At 34.6% G+C, this 2490-nt stretch carries 3 protein-coding genes and 1 pseudogene; 2 read left to right on the top strand and 2 right to left on the bottom strand.

Annotation, left to right across the window (positions count from 1 at the left end; all coding sequences use genetic code 11):
- Nucleotides 1–568: tyrosine-type recombinase/integrase (locus tag ACY3FQ_RS00960; RefSeq protein WP_489773521.1), on the top strand; the 568-nt coding region annotated here is incomplete at its 5' end.
- A gap of 98 nt (nucleotides 569–666) precedes the next feature.
- Here ACY3FQ_RS00960 and ACY3FQ_RS00955 read toward each other — a convergent pair.
- Nucleotides 667–1099, bottom strand: a pseudogene (locus tag ACY3FQ_RS00955) (transposase); the annotation flags it as partial.
- 532 nt (nucleotides 1100–1631) lie between these two features.
- Nucleotides 1632–1883 (bottom strand): hypothetical protein, encoded by a 252-nt coding sequence (locus tag ACY3FQ_RS00950; protein WP_005155685.1) that lies wholly within the window; start codon nucleotides 1881–1883, stop codon nucleotides 1632–1634.
- Nucleotides 1884–2079: 196 nt separating this feature from the next.
- On the opposite strand from ACY3FQ_RS00950, the gene ACY3FQ_RS00945 reads away from it, so the two are divergent.
- Nucleotides 2080–2301 (top strand): helix-turn-helix domain-containing protein, encoded by a 222-nt coding sequence (locus tag ACY3FQ_RS00945; protein ID WP_035245357.1) that lies wholly within the window; start codon nucleotides 2080–2082, stop codon nucleotides 2299–2301.
- The last annotated feature ends 189 nt before the right edge of the window (nucleotides 2302–2490 follow it).

Raw genomic sequence — 2490 nt, 5'->3', positions numbered from 1 at the left:
TGATTTTAAGTATAAATTACAAAAATTGGATGCCCATCCGATTATTAAAAAAGCACTGATGTTTAAATTATATACTGGAGTGCGAGGGGCTGAATTGCTATTGTCTGAGCCTCATCATTTTGATTTAAATGAAAAAATATGGAAAATACCTGCCTTGCATATTAAACAGTTTCGACGAAAAGTCATATTAGGCCATGAGATTCCAGATTTTTTAGTTCCACTTTCAAATCAGGCTTTAGAGATTTTGAAAGACGTCATGCAGTGGTCATACGGTGAAAAATACCTTTTTGCTAGCCCTCGCAATCACAATCAACCGATTCATTTTAATACTCTAAATATGGCCATACGTAAGATGGGGTATGGCAAACATCAACTATCTTCTCATGGACTACGTTCCACTTTTAGTACCATTTTGAATGACTCAGGTTTATTTCAAGATAATTGGATTGAGGCACAACTTTCACATATTGATAAGAACCGTACCCGTGCCAGTTATAATCATGCTGATTACTTAGTTCAACGGACTGAAATGATGCAGTGGTGGGGTGATTATTTAAGTAATGGCTAGGTGAGTATCATACTTTTATATAGAAAAACTCTCTGTACACGACAAAAATAGTGAACCGTACCCGGTTTGTCTGAGACTTTTTATTTAAGTTAGGCCACCTGAACTAATCGTTTATTCACACCTCGTTTTAGCCAATCATAAAAGCGTGAAACTGATACATGAAGTAATCGTGCCATCAAAATAATCGGAAATAAGTGTTTTGGGATTTCACATAGGCGTACCTTACTGACTTTATTTGGCAAAGTACGCTACTGCCTTTTTTAGAAATTCACGTTTCATTTCACCATTTCAGCGGATTTAAGCTGCTGTTTAAGTTGCTTATTTTCTTCGAGCAAAGCGTTTAGATCAGATGAATACTATTTAGTACCAGCTAAAGTCCCTGCCTTTGCCTTATTATTCTAATGCGAAAGGGTCTGTATGGAAATGCCGAGTTCTCTAGCTGTTTTTAGATACATTGCCTTGAATGGCTTCTATTGCTTTGATGGTTTCAGCTTTAAATTCTGCCGTATACGTCTTGTGTTTCTTGCTCATGGTAAACTCCTGATGAGTATGTATGGTTTACCAAGTTAAAACCTCCTGTTTTTTCAGCACACATCAGTCATTAAAAGGATGAATATACCCATCGAAAATTAAGAATAATCGGGAGACGTAGTGATAGTGTCTAGGATCAAGTCAGGCAATAATGCCACCCCCATGCCTTGTCGTACATAGTATAAAATAGCTTGTACATCGTTGATAGAAAAGTATAGCTCCCAATGCGGGCTCTATGATTGCAGATTGGGTTGCTACGAAATTCCATGGAGTGATTGCCTAACTTTAAGCAAGATTTCTTTTTCTTAGTTTCCTTTTTGTCCAGATTAAGCCTATAAATTCTGGACTTTTTTTATTATGTAACCTGAATCCTATTTTAAGCCAATGTTTCTATACCTCGATGGAGTACCATCCACCATACAGTCAGTGTGGAATTTCGTAAATATTAGTTAAACGTCAGCGGATTATGATCTTATTCAGAATTATCAGACTATCCGGTAATCCCCCCCTGAAAATAATTTTTAAAAACAACTTAGGCTAATTGATAAACACTATCTGGAAAGATTAAAAGAAAATATTTTTTAATTTCTGCTAATTCGTTTAAGGTAGGTTTCCTTTCAAGAAGTTGAAATGTCCAAATAAGTACAGCCTGATGATTATCATAGCAAGTATTTACTCCAAGAAAATTAGCCATTCCGTAACTTCTATTGATGTTCATTTCTTTAATTAATTGATTTCCTAAGTCACGAGCTTGCTGGCTGATCAATAATTCATTTGGCAACATGGCGGTCATCTCCACAAAATAATCTAATACAGCTTCAATCCTTACATTTAAAAAGTTATAATTTAGTTGAAATAGATGAATTATGCTTTCTATAAGTTGTAATGATCTGCTGTAGGTTAAATATAGCAGGGTATTACTCAGTCAACAACTTAAAATAACTCTTAGTAGGTTATTTTTTTTGTAAATTAATTGATATATGATTACTTGCAAGTTATCCAGCCTCATGGGCGATCGAAAAATTTTAAAATTAAGTGATGTAGTACGTGCGACAGGCATCAATCGCAATACGCTCACGAGTATGTATTATGATCGTGCTGTACGTATTGAATTGCCAGTCGCCGATAAGTTATGTAAATACTTTAACTGTACGATGAATGATTTGTTTGAGTTTAAGGAAGATGTTGAAGAAAAAGATTAACCAATACTTCGTTTGATAAGTTTTCGCTACAGGTCTAATACTGAATTTTATAAAATTTCATGGAAAACAAATATTTACTTTATTATTTATATAAAGGAATCAATCGAATGATAGGGGTATTTTTCTTATAACTTAGTTGAGAACAGGGGATAATGACCCACAATAGCTGTAACTATTGTGGGTTTGTTC

The organism is Acinetobacter sp. AB03, from assembly GCF_058107045.1.
Note: the sequence above shows the minus strand (reverse complement) of the source record. Positions and strands in the feature narration are given on the sequence as shown.